The 25,607-nt window shown below is 38.7% G+C and carries 25 protein-coding genes, 1 rRNA gene and 2 other annotated features; all 26 genes read right to left on the minus strand.

The annotated features are described in order from the left end of the window. Positions 1 to 90 precede the first annotated feature (90 nt). The 26 genes from rpoB to rrf all read right to left on the minus strand — a co-directional run bounded on the left by rpoB (position 91) and on the right by rrf (position 25,597). Complete coding sequence (gene rpoB / locus HNP81_RS20275) at positions 91 to 3,672, minus strand: DNA-directed RNA polymerase subunit beta (protein WP_028390469.1); 3,582 nt, start codon at positions 3,670 to 3,672, stop codon at positions 91 to 93. 238 nt (positions 3,673 to 3,910) lie between these two features. Further along, positions 3,911 to 4,516 (minus strand): class I SAM-dependent methyltransferase, encoded by a 606-nt coding sequence (locus HNP81_RS20280; RefSeq protein ID WP_182503827.1) that lies wholly within the window; start codon positions 4,514 to 4,516, stop codon positions 3,911 to 3,913. Between the two features lie 163 nt (positions 4,517 to 4,679). After that, complete coding sequence (rplL, locus tag HNP81_RS20285; protein WP_182503820.1) at positions 4,680 to 5,039, minus strand: 50S ribosomal protein L7/L12; 360 nt, start codon at positions 5,037 to 5,039, stop codon at positions 4,680 to 4,682. A gap of 58 nt (positions 5,040 to 5,097) precedes the next feature. Then, positions 5,098 to 5,598: a 50S ribosomal protein L10 gene (rplJ, locus tag HNP81_RS20290; RefSeq protein WP_028390472.1), complete on the minus strand. Its 501-nt coding sequence runs from the start codon at positions 5,596 to 5,598 to the stop codon at positions 5,098 to 5,100. A gap of 38 nt (positions 5,599 to 5,636) precedes the next feature. Next, positions 5,637 to 5,785: a sequence feature (ribosomal protein L10 leader region), on the minus strand. A 48-nt stretch (positions 5,786 to 5,833) separates the two neighbouring features. Continuing rightward, positions 5,834 to 6,535 (minus strand): 50S ribosomal protein L1, encoded by a 702-nt coding sequence (gene rplA / locus HNP81_RS20295; RefSeq protein WP_028390473.1) that lies wholly within the window; start codon positions 6,533 to 6,535, stop codon positions 5,834 to 5,836. A 107-nt stretch (positions 6,536 to 6,642) separates the two neighbouring features. Continuing rightward, positions 6,643 to 7,068, minus strand: a complete 426-nt coding sequence (gene rplK, locus HNP81_RS20300; RefSeq protein ID WP_028390474.1) for a 50S ribosomal protein L11 — start codon at positions 7,066 to 7,068, stop codon at positions 6,643 to 6,645. 177 nt (positions 7,069 to 7,245) lie between these two features. Continuing rightward, entirely contained in the window at positions 7,246 to 7,779 is a 534-nt protein-coding gene (gene nusG / locus HNP81_RS20305; RefSeq protein ID WP_028390475.1) for a transcription termination/antitermination protein NusG, read from the minus strand. Between the two features lie 360 nt (positions 7,780 to 8,139). Continuing rightward, positions 8,140 to 8,322, minus strand: coding sequence for a preprotein translocase subunit SecE (secE, locus tag HNP81_RS20310; protein WP_182503821.1), 183 nt, complete (start codon positions 8,320 to 8,322; stop codon positions 8,140 to 8,142). A gap of 51 nt (positions 8,323 to 8,373) precedes the next feature. Beyond that, on the minus strand, positions 8,374 to 8,526 hold the full coding sequence (rpmG, locus tag HNP81_RS20315; protein WP_376766773.1) for a 50S ribosomal protein L33: 153 nt from the start codon (positions 8,524 to 8,526) through the stop codon (positions 8,374 to 8,376). Between the two features lie 97 nt (positions 8,527 to 8,623). Then, positions 8,624 to 9,256: an RNA polymerase sporulation sigma factor SigH gene (gene sigH / locus HNP81_RS20320; RefSeq protein WP_034300600.1), complete on the minus strand. Its 633-nt coding sequence runs from the start codon at positions 9,254 to 9,256 to the stop codon at positions 8,624 to 8,626. A gap of 87 nt (positions 9,257 to 9,343) precedes the next feature. Further along, complete coding sequence (locus HNP81_RS20325; RefSeq protein ID WP_028390478.1) at positions 9,344 to 9,853, minus strand: NYN domain-containing protein; 510 nt, start codon at positions 9,851 to 9,853, stop codon at positions 9,344 to 9,346. 3 nt (positions 9,854 to 9,856) lie between these two features. Beyond that, positions 9,857 to 10,600 (minus strand): 23S rRNA (guanosine(2251)-2'-O)-methyltransferase RlmB, encoded by a 744-nt coding sequence (rlmB, locus tag HNP81_RS20330; RefSeq protein WP_182503823.1) that lies wholly within the window; start codon positions 10,598 to 10,600, stop codon positions 9,857 to 9,859. Between the two features lie 4 nt (positions 10,601 to 10,604). Further along, a complete protein-coding gene (locus HNP81_RS20335) occupies positions 10,605 to 11,018 on the minus strand; it encodes a Mini-ribonuclease 3 (protein ID WP_034300586.1) in 414 nt (137 codons plus the stop codon). A 5-nt stretch (positions 11,019 to 11,023) separates the two neighbouring features. Continuing rightward, positions 11,024 to 12,421, minus strand: coding sequence for a cysteine--tRNA ligase (cysS, locus tag HNP81_RS20340; RefSeq protein WP_028390481.1), 1,398 nt, complete (start codon positions 12,419 to 12,421; stop codon positions 11,024 to 11,026). After that, positions 12,411 to 13,070, minus strand: coding sequence for a serine O-acetyltransferase (gene cysE, locus HNP81_RS20345; protein ID WP_182503824.1), 660 nt, complete (start codon positions 13,068 to 13,070; stop codon positions 12,411 to 12,413). The genes cysS and cysE overlap by 11 nt, the downstream gene beginning before the upstream one ends. Positions 13,071 to 13,191: 121 nt before the next feature. Further along, positions 13,192 to 13,425 (minus strand) — a binding site (T-box leader). Positions 13,426 to 13,468: 43 nt separating this feature from the next. Beyond that, positions 13,469 to 14,926, minus strand: coding sequence for a glutamate--tRNA ligase (gltX, locus tag HNP81_RS20350; protein WP_182503825.1), 1,458 nt, complete (start codon positions 14,924 to 14,926; stop codon positions 13,469 to 13,471). A gap of 124 nt (positions 14,927 to 15,050) precedes the next feature. Then, positions 15,051 to 15,530, minus strand: coding sequence for a 2-C-methyl-D-erythritol 2,4-cyclodiphosphate synthase (gene ispF / locus HNP81_RS20355; protein WP_182503828.1), 480 nt, complete (start codon positions 15,528 to 15,530; stop codon positions 15,051 to 15,053). A 76-nt stretch (positions 15,531 to 15,606) separates the two neighbouring features. Then, on the minus strand, positions 15,607 to 16,296 hold the full coding sequence (gene ispD / locus HNP81_RS20360) for a 2-C-methyl-D-erythritol 4-phosphate cytidylyltransferase (protein WP_028390485.1): 690 nt from the start codon (positions 16,294 to 16,296) through the stop codon (positions 15,607 to 15,609). Between the two features lie 38 nt (positions 16,297 to 16,334). Further along, positions 16,335 to 17,423, minus strand: coding sequence for a PIN/TRAM domain-containing protein (locus tag HNP81_RS20365; RefSeq protein ID WP_028390486.1), 1,089 nt, complete (start codon positions 17,421 to 17,423; stop codon positions 16,335 to 16,337). A 153-nt stretch (positions 17,424 to 17,576) separates the two neighbouring features. Next, entirely contained in the window at positions 17,577 to 18,650 is a 1,074-nt protein-coding gene (disA, locus tag HNP81_RS20370) for a DNA integrity scanning diadenylate cyclase DisA (protein WP_028390487.1), read from the minus strand. A 2-nt stretch (positions 18,651 to 18,652) separates the two neighbouring features. Then, entirely contained in the window at positions 18,653 to 20,047 is a 1,395-nt protein-coding gene (radA, locus tag HNP81_RS20375) for a DNA repair protein RadA (protein WP_034300591.1), read from the minus strand. A 279-nt stretch (positions 20,048 to 20,326) separates the two neighbouring features. Then, a complete protein-coding gene (gene clpC, locus HNP81_RS20380; RefSeq protein WP_028390489.1) occupies positions 20,327 to 22,768 on the minus strand; it encodes an ATP-dependent protease ATP-binding subunit ClpC in 2,442 nt (813 codons plus the stop codon). A gap of 14 nt (positions 22,769 to 22,782) precedes the next feature. Continuing rightward, the gene (gene mcsB, locus HNP81_RS20385) at positions 22,783 to 23,859 is read right to left on the minus strand and encodes a protein-arginine kinase McsB (protein ID WP_182503826.1); all 1,077 of its coding nucleotides are present in this window, start codon (positions 23,857 to 23,859) and stop codon (positions 22,783 to 22,785) included. Then, a complete protein-coding gene (gene mcsA, locus HNP81_RS20390; protein WP_028390491.1) occupies positions 23,856 to 24,410 on the minus strand; it encodes a protein-arginine kinase activator protein McsA in 555 nt (184 codons plus the stop codon). The genes mcsB and mcsA overlap by 4 nt, the downstream gene beginning before the upstream one ends. A 21-nt stretch (positions 24,411 to 24,431) precedes the next feature. Further along, the gene (locus tag HNP81_RS20395; RefSeq protein WP_028390492.1) at positions 24,432 to 24,893 is read right to left on the minus strand and encodes a CtsR family transcriptional regulator; all 462 of its coding nucleotides are present in this window, start codon (positions 24,891 to 24,893) and stop codon (positions 24,432 to 24,434) included. A 588-nt stretch (positions 24,894 to 25,481) separates the two neighbouring features. Further along, positions 25,482 to 25,597 (minus strand): 5S ribosomal RNA (gene rrf / locus HNP81_RS20400). Between the last annotated feature and the right edge of the window lie 10 nt (positions 25,598 to 25,607).

Below are 25,607 nucleotides of genomic sequence, written 5' to 3' on the forward strand. Positions count from 1 at the left end.
ATTGAACTCCAACAGGCAGCATGGTTCGATCCGTTAAAAGAGCCAATACTGCCTAGTCAGAGTGGTAAAATAAACTATTTATTCAAAGCGTTAATCCGTTGTGATGGCATTTGTCTTTAAGCCAGCATCTGAGGCAACCATTTCTTTGCCTTCTGTATCAATGTTTAAGGAGTCAGAATGATTTACATCATCTTCATCTTCTAAATCACGCATTTCCACTTCGCGGTCTTCAGCATTCATGATTTTAACATCCAACCCTAAGCTTTGAAGCTCTTTAATCAATACTTTAAATGATTCAGGAACACCTGGCTCTGGAACATTTTCACCCTTCACAATCGCCTCATATGTTTTCACACGACCGACGACATCATCGGACTTAACTGTAAGGATTTCTTGCAAGGTGTATGCAGCACCATATGCCTCAAGTGCCCAAACTTCCATTTCACCGAAACGCTGCCCACCAAATTGCGCTTTACCTCCAAGCGGCTGCTGTGTAACGAGTGAATAAGGTCCTGTTGATCGAGCGTGAAGCTTATCATCAACCATGTGAGCAAGTTTGATCATATACATGACACCGACTGATACACGGTTATCGAATGGTTCACCTGAACGCCCGTCATATAAGACTGTTTTCGCATCGCTTGCCATACCAGCTTCAGCAATTGTTGCCCAAACATCTTCCTCTGTTGCTCCATCGAATACTGGAGATGCAACATGGATATTAAGAGCTCTAGCAGCCATTCCTAAATGTAATTCCAATACTTGCCCGATGTTCATACGGGATGGTACACCTAACGGGTTTAACATGATGTCAACAGGTGTGCCATCTGGTAAATACGGCATATCTTCTTCAGGAAGAATACGAGAGATAACCCCTTTATTACCATGACGACCTGCCATTTTGTCGCCTTCATGAATTTTACGTTTTTGTACAATATATACACGTGCAAGTTGGTTTACACCTGGTGGAAGCTCATCTCCATCTTCACGGTTAAACACTTTAACATCATGTACAATTCCACCGCCACCATGAGGTACACGTAGGGACGTATCACGTACTTCACGTGCTTTTTCACCAAATATAGCGTGTAAAAGACGTTCTTCAGCTGTAAGTTCAGTTACACCTTTTGGCGTTACTTTACCTACCAGTAAGTCTCCATCTTTAACTTCTGCACCGATGCGGATTATGCCACGTTCGTCAAGATTACGAAGTGCATCTTCCCCAACGTTTGGTATATCTCGGGTAATTTCTTCAGGCCCAAGTTTTGTATCTCGTGATTCTGACTCATATTCTTCAATGTGAATAGATGTATATACATCATCTTTCACAAGACGTTCACTCATAATAATGGCATCTTCATAGTTATAGCCATCCCATGTCATGAATGCTACAAGAACGTTACGACCTAAAGCAAGTTCACCTGATTCCATTGACGGACCATCAGCTAATATTTCACCTTTGACCACTTTGTCCCCTACACTTACGATTGGGCGTTGGTTATAACACGTACCTTGGTTAGAACGGATAAATTTCAATAGACGGTATTTATCAAGATTTCCTTTTACCTCTTGTCCATCTACAATACTTACTCGTCGTACCCAGACTTCACGTGATTCTACATGCTCTACGATTCCTTCGTGCTTACAAATAACAGCTGCTCCAGAATCTTTAGCAGATACGTATTCCATACCTGTTCCAACACGTGGTGCTTCTGGTTGTAGTAACGGAACTGCTTGACGTTGCATGTTCGCTCCCATAAGAGCACGGTTAGAGTCATCGTTCTCTAAGAAAGGAATACATGCTGTCGCCGCGGATACAACCTGCTTCGGTGAAACATCCATGTAGTCAACGCGGTCGCGTGGTACTACTGTGTTTTCGCCACGGAAACGGGCTACAATTTTATCATCAACAAATGAACCATCATCAGCTAAACGAGTATTCGCTTGAGCAGTTACATAGTTATCTTCTTCATCTGCTGTCAAATAGTCAATTCGATCTGTAACTTTTCCAGTTTCCGGATCAACACGACGGAATGGTGTTTCAATAAATCCATATGGATTCACCTTCGCGTAGCTGGATAATGAGTTGATAAGTCCAATGTTTGGACCCTCCGGTGTTTCAATTGGACACATCCGCCCATAGTGAGAATAGTGAACATCCCGTACTTCAAAGCCAGCACGTTCACGTGTTAAACCGCCTGGTCCTAATGCAGAAAGACGACGTTTATGCGTCAATTCTCCCAATGGATTTGTTTGGTCCATGAACTGCGAAAGTTGAGAACTTCCGAAGAATTCTTTAATAGAAGCAATTACCGGTCGAATATTAATCAATTGTTGCGGTGTAATGGTATTCGTGTCTTGAATGGACATTCTTTCACGTACCACACGTTCCATCCTTGATAACCCAATCCGGAATTGATTTTGTAATAATTCACCAACTGAACGAAGTCTACGATTACCAAGGTGATCAATATCATCTGTAATCCCTACTCCGTGAAGTAAATTAAAGAAATAACTAATAGAAGATAAAATGTCGGCTGGAGTGATATTCTTCACCCGGTCCGTTACATTCGCATTTCCAGTTACGTTGATAATTTTCTCGCCTTCTGTATCATTTGGTGCATAAATTTTAATTGGTTGTAGCAAAATCTCATCTTCAACCACACCGCCTACTGGCTGGTATGTGCGGTTACCAATTCCTTCATCAAGATGTGGAAGAATGCGATCTAAAGTGCGTCGATCTAAAAGAGTGCCTTTTTCAACAATAATTTCACCAGTTTCCGGATCCACTAATGTTTCTGCAATACGCTGACCGAATAAACGATTTTTAATATGGAGCTTTTTATTAATTTTATAACGGCCTACATTCGCCAAATCATAACGTTTCGGATCAAAGAAACGTGATACCAAAAGGCTTTTCGCGTTTTCTACAGTCGGTGGTTCACCTGGACGAAGACGTTCGTAAATCTCAAGCAATGCTTTTTCTACACTTTCGGTATTATCCTTTTCAAGCGTATTACGGATATACTCATTGTCTCCAATAAGGTCAAGAATTTCTTGATCTGACCCAAACCCAAGAGCTCTCATTAATACTGTAATTGGCAATTTACGTGTGCGATCAATTCTGACATAAACTACGTCTTTTGCATCTGTTTCGTATTCCAACCACGCACCTCGGTTTGGGATAACAGTAGCTGTAAAGCCGTACTTTCCGTTTTTGTCCATTTTTCCGTTGTAGTACACACTTGGCGAACGAACAAGTTGCGAAACAATAACGCGTTCTGCACCATTAATGACAAATGTACCTGTTTCAGTCATAAGAGGGAAATCACCCATGAATACATCTTGGTCTTTGACTTCCCCAGTTTCTTTATTTACAAGTCTGACTTTTACTCGAAGTGGTGCTGAGTACGTTACATCACGTTCTTTCGATTCTTCTACCGAATACTTGGGATCTCCCAAACTGTAATCGATAAATTCAAGCGATAAATTGCCCGTAAAGTCCTCAATCGGAGAAATATCCTGGAACATCTCTCTTAACCCTTCATCAAGAAACCATTGATAAGAAGCGGTTTGAATTTCAATTAGGTTTGGTAATTCCAATACCTCACTGATTCTTGCATAACTTCTACGTTGGCGGTGTCGTCCATACTGAACTAGTTGACCTGTCAACCGATTCACCCCTTAAATCAAGCGTTATAAGGTTCCATTTGTCTTGTGGAAACATGTATTTCCATAGACAAAAAGAAAATGGTTTTTGTTTAAAAACCACAATTTCTCATAAAACGAACTATTATTTATATATTTTTTCCAATTAATCCACTTTCTATACACCTTTTGTATAAAAATTGCATAGTTAAGGAATTATAATATATGCATTTTATAATACTAACATAGCAAAAAAATTGAGTCAAACTTTTTTAGATACAAGTATATAATAACCTTTTTTCTTTACAACCGTTCTGACATTCCCAAAAACCTGTTCCATCTTCTCCATTGCTGATGGAGCACCTTGTTTTTTCTGAATGACGACCCATAACTCGCCGCCATTTTTTAATTTCGCATGACTTTTTTCTAAAATGCCATGAACAACATTTTTTCCCGCACGAATAGGCGGGTTAGTCAATATTGCTGCGAATTGAGTAATTTCTACTCTGTCCAATTGATCACTTTCATGAATATTTACATTTGTAATTCCATTCGTTTTCGCATTATCCTTCGCAAGAGCAACAGCACGGCTATTAATATCTACCAACTCCACTGTTCTTTCAGGAAAGGCTGCAGCAATAGAAAGTCCAATCGGGCCGTATCCACAACCAACATCTAGAATACTCCCTTTTGTCTCCTCTTCAAATGTAAAAGTTTCAATTAATAAACGCGAGCCAAAATCGATGTCGTTTTTAGAGAACACTCCATTATCGCTTTTAAAACGAAATGAGCGTCCTCTCAGAGTGTAGTCCCAAAATTTCGGATTGCTTTCAACATCCGGTTTTTGTGAGTAGTAATGATCTGCCAGAGTCATCTCCTCCTATCAGAAAAGATTAATTGAAGAATTTTGAGAGAAGATTTGTGAAGATTAGAAGCTTACTGTTTACAACAATATATCTGTGTATCACTTACACTTTCAAAAGTAAGAGAAAAAAAGCCCGCCATAATAGCGAGCTTTTTAACAAGCAAAATTACTTAACTTCAACGCCAGCTCCAACTTCTTCAAGTTTAGCTTTGAATTCTTCAGCTTCTTCTTTAGATACGCCTTCTTTGATTGCTTTAGGAGTGTTATCAACAAGTTCTTTCGCTTCTTTAAGACCAAGTCCTGTGATTTCACGAACAACTTTGATAACTTTGATTTTTTGGTCGCCTGCAGATGCAAGAACAACGTCAAACTCAGTTTTTTCTTCAGCAGCAACGCCACCAGCAGCAGCTACAGCTACTGGAGCAGCAGCAGTTACGCCAAATTCTTCTTCGATTGCTTTAACTAGGTCATTTAGTTCTAAAACAGTCATCGTTTTAACTGCTTCAATGATTTGATCTTTAGTCATTGTATATTTCCTCCTAGGGTTTGTTTTAGTTTTTGATTACCAAGGGCAAAGCGCTAGCTTACGCTCCTTGTTCTTCTTTTTGTTCTGCCACAGCTTTTGTAGCAAGAGCAAGATTGCGAATAGGTGCTTGTAGCACGCTGAGTAGCATAGAAAGTAGACCTTCGCGTGATGGAAGTTCTGCAAGAGCTTTAATTTCTTCAGCTGATGCAACATTTCCTTCGATAACTCCAGCTTTAATTTCTAATGCTTCATGTTTTTTCGCGAAATCGTTAAGGATTTTCGCAGGAGCAATAACATCTTCAGTAGAGAATGCAATTGCGTTCGGGCCAGTCAATGATTCATTTAAAGCAACTAATTCAGCAGCTTCAGCAGCACGACGAGTCATAGAGTTTTTGTAAACCTTGAACTCAACGCCCGCTTCACGAAGTTGTTTACGAAGTTCTGTTAATTCTGATACAGATAATCCGCGGTAGTCAACAACAACAGTTGATTGGCTAGCTTTGAATTTCTCTGCGATCTCATTAACAATTTGAACCTTTTGTTCGATAATGGCGCTCATCCTTACACCTCCTATAGATTTGCTTGAAAACATTTATACCGGTCAAAGATAAAGCCTCCACATCTTGCAGACGAGGAGGCAGTAATTTGAAAGTCATAGTCATGGACTATTTTATCGAATTACCTCGGCAGGAAATTAAGCTCAAGACGTGAGCACCTACTGTCTACGGTACAAATGATATTCTTTTATATTAACAAAACAGATTATAGCAATAATCGTTTCATATTGTCAAATGTTAATTTTTTACATTGAATGAAGAAGGATCAACCTTAACACCAGGGCCCATTGTAGTCGTTACAGAAACATTTTTCATGTAAGTTCCTTTAGCTGCCGCAGGTTTAACTTTCATTAATGTGTCATAGATAGTTGTAAAGTTCTCAACCAATTTGCTGTCTTCGAAAGAAGCTTTACCAATTGGAGCATGAATGATACCTGTTTTGTCAACGCGGTATTCAACTTTACCAGCTTTAATTTCGTTAACTGCTTTCGTTACATCAAATGTAACTGTACCAGTTTTAGGGTTCGGCATAAGACCTTTTGGTCCTAATACTCGTCCTAATTTACCAACTTCACCCATCATATCTGGAGTAGCTACGATTACATCAAATTCGAACCAACCTTGTTGGATTTTGTTGATGTATTCTGCGTCTCCAACATAATCAGCACCTGCTGCTTCAGCTTCTTTAACTTTTTCGCCTTTAGCAAATACTAATACACGTTGAGTTTTACCAGTTCCGTTCGGAAGCACGACTGCTCCACGGATTTGTTGGTCAGCTTTCTTAGGGTCAACGCCTAAACGGAAAGCAACTTCAACTGTTGCATCAAATTTTACAAAGCTAGTTTTTTTAGCAAGTTCTACAGCTTCTGCTACTGAATATGCTTTAGTACGGTCAATTAATTGTACCGCTTCAAGATACTTTTTACCTTTATTAGCCATGATATAAAATCCTCCTATATTGTGGTTTTAACGGAATAACCTCCCACGAATAAAGGTTGCGAGTATGAATCGCAACCCCGTAGAAACGAATAACTGTTTAGATGGGATTAATCTTCGATGACAATACCCATGCTGCGTGCTGTACCTTCAACCATACGCATTGCAGACTCAACGTTTGCTGCGTTTAGATCAGGCATTTTTGTTTCTGCAATCTCGCGTACTTTATCACGTTTGACTGTAGCAACTTTATTACGGTTAGGTTCACCAGAACCAGACTCAATTCCAGCTGCAACTTTAAGCAATACTGCAGCAGGTGGAGTTTTTGTTACGAATGTAAATGAACGGTCTTCAAATACCGTAATTTCAACAGGAATAATTAGACCAGCTTGATCTGCTGTACGAGCGTTGAACTCCTTACAGAATCCCATGATGTTAACACCAGCTTGACCTAGTGCAGGACCAACCGGCGGTGCCGGATTCGCTTTCCCAGCAGGAATTTGCAATTTAACCATTTTAATTACTTTTTTAGCCACGAGACACACCTCCTTATAAGTCTAAGTCCGTGATGTGGTAATAGGGGTATACCCTCCCACTCATCTTAAATTCTTTATTTAAATAAAGAATGTTTGTATCATTTAGGTCTCGTAATAGAAACATACTGACCTATGAAATTTTACCACTTTCCAACAATGATTTCAAGTTTTTTCAGATTATATTTTTTCCACCTGATTAAAATCTAGTTCAACCGGGGTATCTCTGCCAAACATATTGACCAGCACCCGTACTTTACTTTTGTCCTTATCCAATTCTTCAATAACTCCTGAGAAATTGGAAAATGGTCCTTCTTTAACCGTAACTGTGTCACCTAACTCGAAATCTACTTCAATTCGTTGTTCATCAACACCCATGCGTTTTAGAACTACTTCAATTTCTTCAGGTAGTAAAGCCGTTGGTTTTGAACCAGCTCCAGAAGAACCAACAAACCCTGTTACCCCAGGAGTATTTCGAACTACATACCAAGAATCATCCGTCATAATGATTTCCACAAGTACATAACCCGGAAATACTTTCTTTTTCAGAACCTTCTTCTTACCATCTTTAATTTCTGTTTCTTCTTCTTCAGGAACAACGACGCGGAAGATCTTATCTTGCATCGCCATTGTTTCTACACGTTTCTCAAGATTCGCTTTTACTTTATTCTCATATCCTGAGTATGTGTGTACAACATACCAATTTTTTTCCATGTTAATAGGACTAAATCGCCCTTCCCTCCCTATACAGTTCTTTTTTTCATATTGTTTTCATTTTTACATGAAAAGTCCAAGAAGGCATTGCTGACTTCCAGATGAATTACTTTTAAGAAAAGCGAAAAGCACTTTGTTAATTACAAAGGCTTGTATATGACAAACAAGATAGAGAACAATGTTTTTCTCCCTATTCAATTATTTGTCTATTAACTGATAAGGTAACTTTCGCTCAGCATCAAAATCCGTTTGAAAACTTACGCTTTCTTACTCTTAAAAAAGACAAATTAAAAAACCCGTTTCCGGGCTTTTTACTGTTGTTTATTATTTTAGCACTATTATAGCTTATTTTGGAATCTCTTATTCAATAACAAGACGAATTAGTTCAGATATGCCTAAATCTACTACAGCAAAGAAAACTGCCATAATGACAACGGTTGAAAGTACTACTACCGTATATCTTGTAAGCTCTTTTCTTTTAGGCCAGCTTACTTTCCTCATCTCTCGAGCAACACCGCGAAAAAATTCGGTTATGCGATTCATGAATGTAACCTCCAACCAACTTAGATAGCTTCTGTCAATCTATTTAAACAGTTACTTCGTTTCTTTATGCATGGTATGGGCATTGCAAGTACTACAAAATTTCTTAATTTCCAAACGCTCCACACTTACTGCTTTATTGCTTTCAGAAGAGTAGTTTCTAGAACCGCAATCTGTACAAGCGAGGATTAACTTTTTTCTCATCATTTCCACACCTATCTATCTCTACATCGTTAAAACTTTATCACGGCTGTCACTTATTGTCAACAAACAATAAGCTTAAATACCGCATGAATACAGGGAATTACAGGGTTACCTCTCTCACTTCCAAATATCGTTCTAGCTTCCTCTTCACTCGTTGTAGGGCATTGTCTATAGACTTCACGTGTCGGTTTAATTCTTCTGAAATTTCCTGGTAAGATTGTCCGTCTAGATAAAGAGCAAGAACCTTTCTCTCTAAATCACTCAATAGTTCCGCCATTTTTAATTCGATGTCATCAAATTCTTCCTGATTTATGAACAGTTCTTCAGGATCTAAAACTTTTGCTCCAGAAATAACATCCATAAGTGTGCGATCTGACTCTTCATCATAAATAGGCTTGTCCAAAGATACATATGAGTTTAAGGGAATATGTTTTTGTCTTGTTGCTGTTTTAATCGCTGTAATAATCTGCCTTGTAATGCAAAGCTCTGCAAAGGCTTTAAATGTTGACAGTTTATCCCCTTTGAAATCACGAATAGCCTTATATAAACCTATCATACCTTCTTGTACGATGTCTTCTTTATCAGCACCAATTAAAAAATAGGTTCTAGCTTTAGCTCTTACAAAGTTTCGGTATTTTTGGATTAAATAATCCAAAGCCTCACTGTCTCCTTTATGCACATAATCCACAAGCACGTCATCATCAAACTGGCCATAATCCTCATTCACTTTCATTCCGAAGTTGGACCCCACATTTTATCCCCCTGACCGTACGCATAGTTAGCAATATTATACAGTAGGCGAAATTTACTCGTCAACAGCTCAAAACTTCCCCCGGCGCCAATTTTCAAAAATTTCTGCCACTTCGTCCGTTAAATCAATCTTGGAATTTTGTTTGAATTTTGTCGCTTTATCAAGCTTTTTGTCAATTTCAACTTCTATATGTTCCATTTCAATTAATAGTTCTCGTGCAGATTTTCGTAAAGCTCCTTGCCCAAAAACCACCCATTGTTCAGTAAAATCAGAAGTTGCCACGTAAACTTGCGTTTTAATATTATTTAACTGGATAGCCATTTTTTCGATCCGCTCATCTGCGGACTCGTTTTCTCTTGTAAAAATAATTTCTACCTTAAAATTTTTATATTTACGCTCAATTCCCTGGACAAAATGGGCATCAAAGACAACTATGACTCTGTAACCTGAAAAAGCTTGATATTCTGCCATCTTCTCTATCAGGCGATCACGCGCTTCTGATAAATTGTGTTCCTTTAATTCTCTTAGTTCCGGCCAAGCTCCAATAATGTTATAACCGTCTACCAACAGAATATTCATTACCTATTCCCCTAAAGGATTTCTTTTTCGATAAACCTCATACATCAACAACCCTGCTGCAACAGATGCATTCAAAGAAGTTACCTTTCCGATCATTGGCATACGAATAAGAAAATCACATTTATCTTTAATAAGGCGGCCCATTCCCTTTCCTTCGCTGCCGATTACGAGGCCAATTGGCATCTTACCATCCATGTTTCGGTAATCATCAGTGCCCAACGCATCGGTACCAACAATCCAGACCCCACGTTCTTTTAATTCATCAATCGTTCTAGACATGTTAGTAACTCTGGCAACAGGAATGTATTCGATGGCTCCTGTTGATGATTTTGCTACAGTTGCAGTTAAGCCCACAGCTCTACGTTTCGGGATAATAATACCATGAGCTCCTACCGCATCTGCTGTACGCATGATCGATCCAAGATTATGAGGATCTTCAATTTCATCTAATAGAATAAAAAAGGGAGCTTCTTCACGAGACTCTGCCACAGCAAATAGATCATCCACTTCTGCATATGAATACGCAGCTACCTGTGCAACAACCCCTTGATGAATGCCTTCTGTCATTTGATCAATCTTTTTTTTCGGGACAAAATTAACGAATATATTCCTCTCTTTTGCCAATGTAATAATTTGCTGCATTGTACCTTTTTGCGAACCTTCAGCAATCCATATTTTATTCATATCACGCTCAGAACGTAATGCTTCTAATACAGGATTCTTTCCAATGATATATTCCTCGCTCATAAGCTCATCTCCTTTTTTCGTCTTCAATAAATTGGATCGATTGATTAATCAGAACCTCTAATCTCTCATTGTTTCCTGATAAATATACATAACCCATTAATGCCTCAAACGCAGTACCATATCGATAAGTTTGAACATCCGTATTCTTAGGCACGCTACCTGATTTGGCATTCCGTCCGCGCCTAACGACAGCTCGTTCTTCCTCTGTTAATTGATTGCTTTCAATAAAAAAATGAATGATTTTACTTTGTGCTTTCGCCGATACGAATGAAGTCGCTTCTTTATGAAGTAAATGCGGCTTCACTGCACCCTTTTTCAATAGATGATGCCTGATATACGTCTCATATACGGCATCACCCATATAAGCAAGAGCAAGGCTATTCACCATTTTTTCATCGACTTTCTTCTCGTGTTGCATACCGTTTATCCTCTTTTCCATCTAGTACCCTGAGGTGTATCTTCGAGAATAATATTTAAATGTTTTAGTCGGTCTCGAATGTCATCTGAAAGTTTAAAGTTTCTGTCTTTACGCGCTTGGATACGCTGCTGAATCAACGCTTCTATTTCTTCATCCAGTAATGTTTCTTCCTCAAGAGTCAAACCAAGGATGGACGTTAATAACTTGAACTCTTCGATGAATTTCTCAATCACATGCTGATCTGTATTCTTTTCCATCATGTAGTAATTAGCTTGCTTGGAAAGCTCAAACAAGACAGAAATGGCATTAGCTGTATTAAAGTCATCGTCCATTTCACGGGTGAATTCATCATGTAATTCTGAAATTTTCTTCAACCACAAATCATTGCTATCTGCTAATCCGGCACTAGAATCTAATCGATGCTTTAAGTTTTGAAAAGATGTTTTCAAACGGTCAAATGCTGCTTTTGTTTTCTCAAGTACTTCTTCACTATAATTAATAGGATGGCGATAATGAACAGATAACATGAAGAATCTCAATACTTGTGGATCATGATGCTGAATAATGTCGTGTACAAGGACAAAATTCCCTAGTGATTTCGACATTTTTTCATTATCTATATTTATATAGCCATTATGCATCCAGTACTTTGCAAATGTTTTCCCAGTCAAAGCCTCTGATTGGGCAATTTCATTTTCATGATGCGGGAATGCTAAATCTTGGCCACCTGCATGAATATCAATCGTGTCACCTAGGTATTTTTGCGCCATAGCTGAGCATTCAATATGCCAACCTGGGCGGCCATTTCCCCACGGAGATTCCCAAGAAATTTCGCCCTCCTTTGCTGTTTTCCATAGTGCAAAGTCTAACGCATCTTGTTTCCTTTCCCCTACTTCAATTCTTGAGCCAATGCGTAGCTCATCAATGGATTGATGTGAAAGCTTGCCATACGTATCGAATTTACGAGTTCGGAAGTAGACATCGCCTTCCGATTCATAAGCATATCCTTTTTCAATCAATGCAGAAACAAAATCAATAATCGTATCCATATTTTCCATAACAGTCGGATGTTTATCTGCTTTTTTGCAACCTAACGCAGTGACATCTTCAAAATAAGCATTAATAAATCGTTCTGCAATCGTTGGAACATCTTCACCTAATTCCTTTGCAGCCTTAATTAACTTATCATCTACATCAGTAAAATTTGAAACAAATTTTACATCATAACCGCTAAATTTAAGATAATTGCGGACCGTGTCAAACACAATAGCAGGACGGGCGTTGCCAATATGGATATAGTTGTACACGGTAGGTCCGCAAACGTACATCTTCACCTTACCTTCTTCTATTGGAATGAACTCTTCCTTCTGCCGTGATACAGTATTATAAATTTTAATAGTCATATTCTTTGCTCCTTTCTTCCTTTAACACATTCAATTCCGCTTTCATTTCCAACAGTTCTTTTTCCAGTTCTATGATGCGGTCTGCAATTGGGTCAGGAAGATCTGTATGGTTCAAATCTTTATTTATCCTTACTCCATCCTGAATAACGACTTTTCCTGGAATACCAACAACAGTCGAATTCGGGGGGACTTCTTTCAGTACCACAGAACCTGCGCCAATTTTGGAATTTTCCCCAACTTCAATAGAGCCTAATACCTTAGCACCTGTAGCAATTAATACATTGTCTTTAATGGTGGGATGCCGTTTACCTTTTTCTTTTCCAGTTCCTCCAAGTGTAACACCTTGAAACACAGATACATTATTCCCAATTTCACAAGTTTCACCAATCACAATCCCCATTCCATGATCAATAAAAAAACGATTCCCAATTTGTGCACCTGGATGAATTTCAACACCAGTGAAGAAGCGGCTAATTTGCGAAATAGCTCTTGCAATGAAAAAGAATTTTCGTTTATAAAAGGCATGGGCCAGTCGATGACTCCAAATGGCATGCAATCCGGCATATGTCAAAATAACTTCTAGATAACTACGTGCTGCAGGATCCTGGTCAAATATGACCTCTAAGTCTTCCTTGAACATTTTAAACACCGCTGTGACCTCCTATATATCCCTTCTCTTTTTCTCTATTTGCTTGATGTTTGGACAAAAATGACCGTATCTAGCGACCTATATATTCTTTTGTTCAATAAAAAAACGCCTCTGTCCAATAGACAGAGACGCTTTGTTAGCGCGGTTCCACTCTGTTTGAAATGTACAACAAATCGTTCCATTTCCAACTTGTTTCCTGATAACGGAGGAAGTTCCGCCTTTACCTACTATTGGTTAGTTCAGCAAAGGACTCCAGGGTGCATTTCATAAAATGAGGGGCTTAAACCACTTTCAGCAGGTTATGGTTCTCTCTTTCAAGCATCATTTTCTTACTTCTCCCTATCTACGCGTTTTTAACTAATAATTATCTAATACTATATTACATTTCCAACAAATTGTTAACTTAAAATGTTCTCTACACGCTGTTTTATTTTTTCCTTACCTAAAAGCGCAATAGCTTTCGGAAGATCAGGTCCGTGTGTTTGTCCTGTAACTGCTGCACGAATCGGCATAAACAGTTTTTTCCCTTTTTGTCCTGTGCTTTTTTGAACGGCTTTAATCGCCTTCTTAATTTCCTCAGCAGTAAATGTTTCAAGGGAATCAAGTTCTTGAAGAAATGCTTGCATAACTTCTGGAACTTGCTCTTCTGCAAGAACCTCTTTCGCTTCCTCTTCGAAATCCAACTCTTCCCTAAAGAATAGTTGTGAAAGTCCAACGATTTCCGCACCAAAACTCATTTGCTCTTGATACAAATCAACTAATTGATAAACCCATTTAGCTTCTTCTTCGTTCATTTCAGCAGTTATTTTCCCTGCTTTTACTAGATGAGGCAGTGATATTTCTACAGCACGGCTGATATCAAGTTGTTTCACATACTGATTGTTCATCCATGTTAACTTCTGAGTGTCAAATAAAGCCGGTGATTTTGACAGGCGGTCTGCATCAAACATTTTGATAAATTCATCTTTTGAAAAGATTTCTTCTTCTCCGCTTGGTGACCAACCCAATAATGCAATGAAATTGAATAAAGCTTCTGGCAAATAGCCTAATTCTTCATATTGCTCAATAAATTGAATGATTGATTCATCACGCTTACTTAATTTCTTACGACTCTCATTAACGATAAGAGTCATATGTCCAAATACAGGCGGCTCCCAACCAAATGCTTCATAAATCATCAATTGTTTTGGCGTATTTGAAATATGATCGTCGCCACGAAGTACATGCGAGATTTTCATCAAGTGATCATCTACTGCCACTGCAAAGTTATAAGTTGGAATCCCGTCCTTTTTCACAATAACAAAGTCGCCAATCCCGTCCGATTCAAAGGATACTTCATCTTTAACCATATCTTTAAACGTGAAGACCTTGTCAGAGGGAACAGCAAAGCGGATGCTAGGCTTTCTCCCCTCTGCTTCAAACTTACTTCGCTCTTCTTCTGTCAAATGACGGCATTTCCCTGAATATTTAGGCGTTTCATTACGAGCAAGCTGCTCCTCGCGCTCCGCCTCAATTTCCTCTTCAGTACAATAGCATTTATATGCCAAGCCTTTTTCGAGCAGACCGTCATATAATTCTTTGTAAATATCATTTCGCTCAGATTGGCGGTAAGGTCCATATTCCCCACCAACATCGATGCTTTCGTCCCACTCAATCCCAAGCCATTTTAAATATTTGAGCTGGCTCTCTTCGCCACCCTCAATATTCCGCTTTTGGTCTGTATCTTCAATACGGATAATAAACTTCCCGCCTAGATTTCGTGCAAACAAATAATTAAACAAAGCCGTACGTGCGTTACCTATATGTAAATGCCCTGTTGGACTAGGCGCATATCGGACTCGAATGTCACTGCTCATATCTGACTCCTCCTAATGAATACATTCCATACGTCACTTCATAATCCCAAAATGGCCTAACCACATGGGAAGTCTCATTTTATTTTACCACCAATAAGTCTATGAAGAAAGTATCTCTTGGCGGTCACTCCGCTTTCACTAAGAGTACAGCAACTTGTGCGGCTATTCCTTCTCCACGGCCAGTAAAACCAAGCTTTTCCGTTGTCGTTGCCTTTACATTGATTTGATCCTCGGAAGCTTCCAGCAGCTCAGCTATTCTTGCTTTAATTTTTTCGTTATAAGGGGACATTTTAGGCTTTTGCGCTATGATTGTACAATCTGCATTTCCAAGTACATAACCTTTCTTTTTCACTATTGCCCATACATGTTGAAGAAGCTTCGCTGAATCAGCATCCTTAAACTCTGGATCTGTATCCGGGAAATGCTTTCCAATATCACCTGCACCGATTGCCCCAAGACATGCATCGGCAACTGTATGAAGTAATACGTCTGCATCTGAATGGCCAAGTAAACCTTTTTCATAAGGAATTGTTACTCCACCTATAATTAACGGTCTTCCTTCTACCAACTGATGAACATCAAATCCTTGTCCAATTCGAAACATCATTTCATCTCTCCCTTTACATCTTATTTTTATGAAAGTGCTACATCATTTATCCTTCATGATAAATGGTGGCCTTTTAATCCCATACAGGTTTTTTATGTAAAATTGCTTCTGCAAAATATAAATCTTCTTGAGTCGTAATCTTAATGTTATCATAATTACCTTCAATAATTACAACAGGTTGCCCCACTCGTTCCAGAAGACTAGCATCATCAGTACCTAAATAACCGGCTTTTTCTGCTTCCTCATGAGCCCTTTTCAAAATGGACACACGAAAAGCCTGTGGTGTTTGGACAGCCCACAAGCTAGATCGCTCCACGGTATCTATAACCATACTTTCTTTCACTTTTTTTATTGTATCTTTAACAGGAACCGCAACAATTGCCCCTCCATGTGAGGATGCTGCCTCTGTTAAACGGTTAATAAGCAATTGGTCAATAAACGGCCTTGCTCCATCGTGAACTAATACAAGGCCGTCTTCCTTGATTTCTTTCACCCCGTTAAACACACTTTGTTGACGCTCTTTACCACCTGGAACAAGCCTAATCTCTTTCTTTATTCCATACTGCTTAATTAGACTTTCAAAAATGGTTGCTTCATCTGGATTAATCGTCAGGATAATCCGCTTACAGGCAGGGTCACGATCAAATACTTGTAGTGTATACACAATAATTGGAGTTTCTAAAAGTTCGATAAATAATTTATTCTTTCCAGCCTTCATTCTTTTTCCTTGTCCCGCTGCTGGAATGACTACTTCATAAAACATACCGGCCTCTCCTTGCCACTATAGGACCCGTTTACTTCCTATAATGCTTTTTCTAATAGTTTAGGCTTTGCAAAAATCATACGACCTGCAGATGTTTGAAGGACACTGGTTACTAATACATCGATCCGCTTGCCGATATAATCTCTTCCACCCTCAACAACAATCATCGTTCCATCGTCAAGATAAGCAACGCCCTGATTCTGCTCTTTCCCATCTTTAATGACTTGTACACTCATTTCTTCCCCTGGCAGTACAACTGGCTTCACAGCATTGGCTAAATCATTAATATTCAGCACAGGTACCCCTTGAAATTCACACACTTTATTGAGGTTGAAGTCATTTGTAACAACAACACCATTGGATACTTTCGCAAGCTTAACTAATTTGCTATCCACCTCTTGAATATCTTCAAAATCACCTTCATACATTTCTACTTTTATCGATAATTCCTTTTGAATGCGATTGAGGATATCCAATCCTCGGCGACCACGATTTCTTTTTAATGCATCTGATGAGTCGGCAATATGTTGAAGCTCCGCTAAAACAAATTGCGGGATGATAATTACACCTTCTAAAAATCCTGTTTGGCAAATATCCGCAATTCTTCCATCAATAATGACGCTTGTATCAAGGATTTTCATTTTTCGATTTTGCTCTTCTAATTCCTGTTCACTTCCTTGAATTTTTCTTTTTCCAGCTTTGGAGAATAAATTCAAGAATTCATCCCGCTTCTTAAAGCCTACTTGAAAACCGAGATATCCAAATAATAGAGTCAAAAGAATCGGTGCTACCGTATTTAGAATAGGTACTTGGATGGCATTGAGTGCTGAACCGATAATATAGGCAGCCAAGAGACCTACAAGCAAACCAATACTTCCGAAAACAATATCCGTAATCGGCGCCTTGACGAGTTGTTCCTCTAGCCACTTCATAAAATTAACGACATACTCTACAACCCAAAAAGTAATAAGATAAAATATGATGGCTCCTAAAATAGCAGTAACATAAGAGTTATTTAATAATGCAATATCATCTACATGTATCATTGTTAATAGCCAAGGAATTAACACAATTCCAAGTGTACCCCCGACAATTAAGAAACATGCTTGTATAATGCGTTTTAACATCCCTTCACCTCCCTTTACTCATTATTAACAAATATTAAAATTCGAAACCTTCTTACTTAATTTTTTGATAAAATTTTACGATAAAATTATAGATAACTTCCATACCTCAGCCTAGCATTCGTCAATAGGAGTGTCAAAAATTATTCATTCCATTCACATTCTTCGCTCTGCAACAAGTTGTGATTTCAGCAGTCTCAGACCTTCTTGAATTTTATTCGCCCGGACTTCACCGATACCTTCAACATCGTCCAACTCTTCTACAGAAGCCTGATAGACGGTAATAAAATTGCCAAATTGATTAATAAGATTCTCAACAATCAAAAATGGCAATCTGGGGATTTTATGTAAAATCCGATACCCCCTCGGACTTACAATTTCATCCAAATGAATATAACCGTTATATCCAAGTACCTTTAACAAAGTACCTTCCTCAAACTTCTCCTGCTGGGCTAACTCGTGTAGCTTTTCGATTATTTCTTTTGGCTGGTCTTCCTTCTGATTGAGATAATCTTTTATAATTAATTTCCCTTCACTTTCCAACTCAAAAAGTAACTCGTTCATCTGAAGACGGATTAATCTCCCCTCTGTTCCAAGCTCATTCAAATAATTAACTAACTCGAGTTTTATTCTTAAAACCATAATGTAACGATGGAGGACCTGCAATAAATCCGTATAGGTCACCATATCTTCAAATTCAAGCAATCCCAGTTCATTAATGCTTTGCTGCAAAACAATTTTATATTTTTCCAACGTTTGTATCGCAAGATTTGCTTTAGCTAATATAACAGCAATATCTTTAAGAGCATATTGGAAATTTCCCTGATAAAGTGTAATAACATTTCTCCGCTGTGAAATTGCAATAACAAGTGATTTTGTTTCCCTTGCCACTCGTTCTGCTGTTCTATGACGCATCCCGGTTTCCTTGGAGGGTACGGATGTGTCAGGTGCCAACTGTGCATTAGCAAGGATGATTTTATCCGCTTTTTCATTTAATAGGATCGCACCATCCATCTTTGCCAGTTCATATAATGTACTTGGTGTACAAGGAGAGTTAATTTGAAATCCACCGTCTACTATTGACCTGACTTTCTCATTATCACCAACGACGATGAGTCCTCCTGTATTAGCACGCAAGACATTATCGATCCCTTCTCTTAATGGTGTACCTGGGGCAACCATGTGAAGGATTTCTAATTTAATCTTTTCAAATGCTTTTTTGTCTGTCATTTTTAGCCTCCTAGCGCATACTGAAGAGCTTCCGCAACGGTTGACACTCCGATAATTTCAATTCCTTTAGGTGCACTCCACCCACTTACATTATTAGCTGGAAGTATTACTCGGTCAAAACCAAGTTTCACCGCTTCCTGAACCCTCTGTTCAATTCTTGATACTCTTCTCACTTCACCAGTCAGGCCTACTTCCCCAATAATACAATCCGTAGGTTTCGTTGTTTTGTCTCGAAAACTTGAAGCAATACTTACAGCAACTGCAAGGTCTATCGCGGGTTCATCCAGCTTTACTCCACCAGCTACCTTTAGATAAGCATCTTGGTTCTGTAAGAGTAATCCTACCCTTTTTTCTAAAACAGCCATCAAAAGTGATACCCGATTATGGTCAATACCAGTTGCCATCCTTCGTGGGTTCCCGAAGCTTGTCGGAGATACGAGTGCTTGAATTTCCACAAGCACTGGGCGTGTTCCTTCCATCGAAGCGACAACTGTTGAACCAGCCGCACCTTGGGACCGTTCTTCGAGGAATATTTCAGATGGATTTGCGACCTCTTCTAAACCGCTCTCCTTCATTTCAAAAATACCCATTTCATTTGTCGAACCAAAGCGATTCTTAACGGCTCGGATAATTCGATATGTATGGTGCCGTTCTCCTTCAAAATACAATACTGTATCTACCATATGCTCCAATAATCTTGGACCCGCAATAGCCCCTTCCTTCGTTACATGACCAACAATAAAAATGGCGATGCCATTTGATTTCGCGATACGCATTAATGTAGCCGTACATTCCCTGACCTGCGATACACTACCAGGGGCAGAAGTGACTTCCGACTGGTAGACTGTCTGAATAGAATCAATAATAACAAGATCGGGATTCACTTCAGCAATTGCTTGCTGGATATAATCCATATCTGTTTCTGAATATACATATAAATGGTCAGATGTAACTCCAAGTCGATCTGCACGCAGTTTCGTTTGTTTTACCGACTCTTCTCCAGAAATATAAAGGACTTTCTTCTCCTTTTGTGCGAGTTGAGAAGATACCTGTAGCAAAAGTGTCGATTTACCAATCCCTGGATCACCACCGATTAAAACAAGTGACCCCTGAACAATCCCTCCACCTAATGCTCGATTCAACTCTGCTAAATCTGTAGCAATTCTTGGCTCTTGTAACGTTTCAATTGTTGTAATAGGTGTTGCCTTTTGCCGCTCGGCCGTTCCTGCGATTCCATCTGAATGTGTAAAGGCCCCTCCGCGTCTCGTGGGCTTTACAATTTCAACTTCCTCAACCATTTTGTTCCATTCTCCACAGCCAGGGCATTTCCCCATCCATTTTGCTGACTCATATCCACATGATTGACACATGAACTTCGTCTTTTTTTTCGTTGCCATGATAACTTCCCTTTCTTTTAGTAAAATAAATAAGCCTCTATCGCCAATACGTTTATGTAAAAAAATCCCTATACTAGATATTATGTATTGACCTGTCATAATCCTGCTTATTTCATAATCATTCCAGTTTTTTTAATTTTTTAGAAAAAAAAAGAGAGTGTCCCATAAGAGTCTGACCTCGCACTCTAAACAGTATGTAGTGATTCATACACTAAACATATACTGTCTTTAGTTATCGCGGGGTCTGACCCTTCTTTTGGGACACCCTCTTGTCACCACTTATTTAATACTATTTACTGGTTCTACATATTTTAGTACAAATTCACCATCTTTTACATCAATCGTAACCGGATGATTTTTTTGAACATTTCCTTTCAGCAGCTCTTCAGATAAGTAGTCTTCTACATGCTTTTGTAGCGCCCTACGAATCGGACGAGCCCCATATTCAGGATCATATCCTTCTTCAGCAATTTTTTCTTTCGCAGTATCTGTCAATTCAATTAAAATTTCCTGCTCTTTCAAGCGGTTTGTAAGTTGAGTTGTCATAAGTGTAACAATTTCATTCAAGTGCTTTCTCTCAAGAGCATGGAATACAATTGTTTCATCAATTCGGTTTAGGAACTCTGGACGGAACGCGCGCTTTAGCTCTTCCATCACTTTTCCTTTCATATCCTTATAATCCTGACCTTGATCTTGGATGTTAAATCCTACATATTTATTTGATTTTAAAGCGGCTGCTCCTACATTGGAAGTCATAATTAGAATCGTATTTCTAAAGTCTACTGTACGCCCCTTAGAATCCGTTAATCTGCCGTCCTCCAAAACTTGAAGAAGAATGTTGAATACATCTGGGTGTGCTTTTTCAATCTCATCTAATAGGACGACGGAGTACGGCTTTCTACGTACTTTTTCGGTTAATTGCCCACCTTCTTCATATCCTACATATCCAGGAGGTGAACCAACAAGACGTGAAGTCGAATGCTTTTCCATGTATTCTGACATGTCAATGCGAATCATTGCCTCTTCATCACCGAAAATGGATTCAGCCAACGCTCTTGCTAGTTCTGTTTTACCCACTCCTGTAGGTCCAAGGAAAATAAATGAGCCTATTGGTCGTTTGGGGTCTTTCAAGCCTGCTCGAGCTCGACGTACGGCTTTAGCAACCGCAATTACCGCTTCCTCTTGACCAATTACACGATCATGAAGAATACTTTCCATCTTCAACAATTTATCTGATTCCGTTTGTGCAAGTCTTGTAACAGGGACACCCGTCCAACTAGATACGACATGAGCAATATCATCGACGGTTACTTCACTATTTTCTTGACCCTGTTTTTCTTTCCAAGTCTTCTTCGTTTCTTCAAGTTGTTCTCTTAATCGCTGTTCAGTATCGCGTAAAGAGGCTGCCTTTTCAAACTCTTGGCTCTGTACAGAAGAGTCTTTTTCTTTTCGTACTTCATCAAGTTTCACTTCTAATTCTTTTAAATTCGGCGGAGTCGTATAAGAACGTAATCGAACTTTTGAACCAGCTTCATCGATTAAATCAATTGCTTTATCAGGAAGAAAGCGGTCAGAAATATAACGATCAGAGAGTTTAACCGCAGCATCTATCGCTTCGTCTGTAATAGAGACACGGTGATGCGCTTCATAACGATCACGTAAGCCTTTTAGGATTTGAATGGATTCCTCTAATGTAGGCTCATTAACCGTTATAGGCTGGAATCTGCGCTCTAAGGCAGCATCCTTCTCAATATATTTTCGATATTCATCAAGAGTCGTAGCTCCAATACATTGTAATTCACCACGAGCTAATGAAGGTTTCAAAATATTAGAGGCATCAATTGCTCCTTCTGCTCCACCAGCACCAATTAATGTGTGTAGTTCATCAATAAATAAAATGATATTTCCAGCTTGGCGAATTTCATCCATCACTTTCTTCAAACGATCTTCAAACTCACCACGGTATTTCGTACCAGCTACTACAGTTCCCATATCAAGGGTCATAACTCGCTTATCACGAAGAATTTCTGGAACCTCATTATTTATTATTTGTTGAGCAAGTCCTTCAGCAATGGCTGTTTTACCCACTCCCGGCTCTCCAATTAAGACTGGGTTATTTTTTGTCCGACGACTTAACACCTCAATTACACGTTGAATTTCTTTACTGCGTCCAATGACTGGATCTAGACTTCCTTCACGTGCAATTGCTGTTAAATCACGGGCTAAGCCATCTAAAGTCGGTGTGCTAGCATTTGCTGAAACAGCACCTTGATGACCACCAGACTCATTGCTTCCCAACAATTGTAGTACTTGTTGACGTGCTTTGTTCAAACTTACCCCAAGATTATTAAGGACACGGGCTGCTACGCCTTCTCCCTCGCGAATTAATCCTAGCAGAACATGCTCAGTACCAACATACGAATGTCCAAGTTTTCGGGCTTCGTCCATAGATAGCTCAATAACCTTTTTAGCTCTTGGCGTATAATGTATCGTTTGAGCCTTCTCTTGACCTCGACCAATTAGGTTTTCTACTTCTTTTTGAATTTTATCTGAGCCAAGCCCAAGTGCATATAGTGCTTTTGCGGCGATACCGTCACCTTCACGAACGAGGCCTAATAGAATATGCTCAGTACCAATATTGTTATGTCCTAAGCGAATAGCTTCTTCTTGGGCCAATGCTAATACTTTTTGAGCTCTTTCAGTAAATCGTCCAAACATCATAAGATAATTCCTCCTTAAGAATTTTCAATTTGGGCTAAATCTAACCGTTCACGTATTAACGAAGCGCGGCGAACATCTCTTTCGTATGGTTGTAATGGCCCGCCTGCGTACTTTTGTAAAAATCCGGGCTGTGTTAAAATCATCAATTCATTCATTACACTTTTTTCTATATTTTTTATATACCCTAAATCGATACCTAAACTAACATCAGATATACAAGTTGCTGCTTCTTTAGACTCAATAATCCTCGCATTCAATAAAACTCCAAGAGAACGATATACTCTATCTTCTAATTGTATGTGAGAGGTTTTGACTAATGCTTCTCTAGCAGACCTTTCTTGTGCGATGATTTGTTGAACAACACTAGTCAAGTCTTCCACAATATCTCTCTCTGATTTTCCAAGTGTAATTTGGTTTGAAATTTGAAAAATATTGCCAACTGCACTACTACCTTCTCCGTAAATTCCTCTGACCACAAGACCTAACTGGTTAATTGCCGGGATAATTTGGTTGATTTGACGAGTTAAGACTAAGCCTGGTAAATGCATCATAACTGACGCCCTTAAGCCTGTTCCTACATTTGTAGGGCAACTTGTTAAATACCCCCTCTCCTCATCGTACGCATAATCAATCTGCTGCTCCACCCAATCATCATATTTATTTGCCAGATCTAAAGCTTCAGTAAGTTGCAAGCCAGATACCATACATTGAATCCGGATATGTTCCTCCTCATTGACCATAATACTAATATCTTCATTTTCAGATAGCAGACAAGCACCATACAAAGAATCTTCAGCTAGATTAGGACTAATTAAGTGTTTTTCTACCAATACCTGTCTTTCGAGAGATTCAAGCTTCTCTAATTCGAATATGTCCAAATTTCCTACTGCATCGGTGTTTTGTTTTCCTAGTTTTTCCTTTACCAGTTCCATCACTTTATTGGCTTCTTCTTTGTTGTAAATAGTTGGAAATCTAAAATCCCTGAAATTTCTCGCCAATCTAATTCTGGAGCTTCGGACAATATCAGCATCAGGACCAGCTTCATTCCACCAAGAGCTTTTTGCATTTTGCGCGAAGTGATCTAAAGTCATGGCTGATTTCCCCTTTCTTTTGCTGCTATATCCTCTTTTTCAAGTGAACGTATTTGATCTCGCATTAAAGCTGCCTGTTCAAATTCTTCTTGATCAATTAGGGCTCTAAGTTCACTTTTCAAATCCTTAATTTGTTTTCTAAGATGAATACTTTCGCCTAATCTTTCCGGAATTTTCCCAACATGTGCAGTATTGCCGCCATGAACTCTTTTTAAAATAGGATCCAGACTATCTTTAAACGTTTCATAACATGTTGCACAACCAAATTTCCCAACATGGACAAATTCTTTAAAGGTCAAATGACAGTTCTTACACTTTAATTCATCAACATGTGTAAGCGTACTTGCTTTCGCTTGCTGAAGAAATGGTTCTATATTAAGTAAACCGGCTAATAAGTTGTTTATCGAAAATCCATTTGAACCATTCTGCATAAATAAATCACCTTTTTCATTGGCGCACTTATCGCAAATATGGATTTCTTTCTTTTCGCCATTAATAATTTTTGTAAAATGCAAAGTTGCTGGCCTTTGATTACATTCTTGGCAAACCATATCATCACCTCTGCCAGGTCTTTATTTATATTTTAAAGTGGTTAGCATTGCATTTAGAATGCTTGCCCTTAATTCATCACGTGCAGGCAAATCGATACAAATTACCGAACGATCAATCACACTAAGCATGATTTTCGCCTCTCTTTTGGAAATAATCTCCTCACCCACAAGGCGTATAATAATATCTTCAGCTGCTGATTGAGAGACTCTAGACCCAACTAACGACAGTAGTTGATCTATTAAATCCGCTTGGCCGTGTGCTTGAACCTTCATAATTCTAATGTAGCCTCCACCACCGCGCTTACTTTCCACTAAATAGCCTCGTTCAATTGTAAATCTCGTATTAATTACGTAATTTATTTGAGATGGAACACATTGAAACTTATCAGCTACTTCGCTTCTCTTGATTTCTAAAATGTCTTTCTGACTCATCTCAAGAACTTGTTTTAAATAACTTTCGATAATATCAGATATATTTTTCACTCGCCCTCCCCCATTCTGACTTTGACTATATTTGACTATTATTATACATCGAAAACCTAATTTTGCAACTTAGATGCATTTATTTTTTGATTATATGATCCATTATTTCCATTTGTTATGTATTTTAACTTTTAAATCAAAAATTTTTTAATGTTTAACGATTTTTTTAAACCATTATTAAAAGGGCTCTTGTTTCGTTAAAGAAATGATAAGGAAACAAATATATTAGATTTTAACTAAAGGCAAGGAGTTAAATATTTAGTATTAATCAATAAAAGTGGCATGAAAAATCCCCATTGCTATAATGAGCTTGTCGTGTGAAATTATTTATTGAGTACATATATATGTATGTAATTCAAAAAAATCAACTATAGCTAGCTGATTTTTTGATTACTAGTGTCGTCCTAAACTCACAGAAGGAATTCAATTATAATTCAGGCCACTGATGACCTATGAACAGCGGATTTCTGTGTTTTAAGTCACACAATATTTTTTGCAAAATTGGGTGGGGATTAATAGTTACCGATCTTTAAAAAAGACCTTCTATAACAAAAAAAGACCAGCTATAAATAGCTGATCTCTTAGATTGCTTGGCGGCGTCCTACTCTCACAGGGGGAAACCCCCAACTACCATCGGCGCTAAAGAGCTTAACTTCCGTGTTCGGAATGGGAACGGGTGTGACCTCTTTGCTATCGCCACCAAACATGAAAGGA

This window comes from Peribacillus huizhouensis, assembly GCF_014138605.1.
Lineage (GTDB): Bacteria > Bacillota > Bacilli > Bacillales > DSM-1321 > Peribacillus > Peribacillus huizhouensis.